Source organism: Hyphomonas sp., from assembly GCF_040882205.1.
GTDB lineage: Bacteria > Pseudomonadota > Alphaproteobacteria > Caulobacterales > Hyphomonadaceae > Hyphomonas.
This window is the reverse complement of the sequence record NZ_JBBEBT010000099.1, coordinates 1-1100: the sequence shown is the minus strand read 5'-3', so window position 1 is coordinate 1100 and position 1100 is coordinate 1. Positions and strand designations below refer to the sequence as shown.

Below are 1100 nucleotides of genomic sequence, written 5' to 3'. Positions count from 1 at the left end.
CGGAACACGTTTCGAAATGGCCGGCCCTAAGGACAAGCCCGCAGGGCAGCGCGGGAACTCCCCGTCTTAAATCGGATGATCCCGCCGAAACCGGTGAGCTGCCAAAACCGACACTTCGGCAACCGAAGGTGAGTACTCAAAGGCCTTCGCCCAGAGCGGCGTCGTGACGTATCGCCTGTCTTCAAAATGAGCGTGCTCACTGGTCGTGATGTCCTCCAGCAGGCCGACCCAGCAGAGCGGTCGCAGCACCTGGTTCCAGATCATGCCAGGAACCCGGTCATACGCTCCTGCCGGATCTGGCAGGCCAAAGAGAGCTTCGCGCAGAGCGCCGCCGGTCACGCCGCGCGCCGCTTCGACGTGCAGGAGGTTGAGGTAAAGGCTCCAGTTATCGAGCCGCGATTCAGACAGCCGCGACCAAGCGGCATGATCGACCTGGAACAGGTAGAAGGGCGCAATCTCGTTGAAGAGATCGCCGGGCGAACCCGCCATCGCCCTGCCCGCTTTTGTGAGCCTGCAGGTCAGCTTTTCGTGCCGGATGAGTTTCAGTTTCAGGAGCACGAAGTGCAGCGCCTCGAGCGGCGGGAAGTCGTATTCGTTCAGCACCTTGTTGACGAGGAAGAGCTTCTCTTCTTCCCAGCCCGGCCAGGCGAACTCTGCCGCGGCCCAATGAACGAACTTGCGCTGGAACGCCTTGCCCTTCGTCAGCCCGATGGTGTCGTGCTGGGCCAGAAACGCCAGCACCTTTTGTGCGGCGCAGATCATGGGGGCGCCTGCTAGCGCCGGCTCATCATTGGCAAGAGGGATGGACTGGAGCATGGCAGAGGGTCCCGGTCAGGTGCGTACTTTCGAGTGACCGCCATACCGTTGCAACCACTTCTTGGGAAACAACGGCAGGTTAGCTATCGGCTGTAGTTGGGTGTCATCTCGCACCGGCTTGCTAGACGAGAGCATCGGTCAAAACTTCTATGACCGTTTCGCAGATAGGCTCATGAACTGAGGACTAGAAATACCCGCGGTCAGCCTGGGGTCCTGTCAAGCGCTTAACCTCGCCGGACGTGTTCAACTCGTTTAAGGCAAGACCTTCCGAATTCGTTGACGCT

General features: G+C 59.8%; 1 protein-coding gene. It reads right to left on the bottom strand.

The window, feature by feature from the left end; all coding sequences use genetic code 11:
• Positions 1-66 precede the first annotated feature (66 nt).
• Positions 67-816, bottom strand: a complete 750-nt coding sequence (locus tag WEA77_RS04135) for a hypothetical protein (protein WP_368066600.1) — start codon at positions 814-816, stop codon at positions 67-69.
• Positions 817-1100: the final 284 nt, after the last annotated feature.

Coding starts and splice junctions, on each gene's coding strand:
- WEA77_RS04135 (WP_368066600.1), bottom strand. CDS start 816: ATGCTCCAGTCCATCCCTCTTGCCAATGATGAGCCGGCGCTAGCAGGC.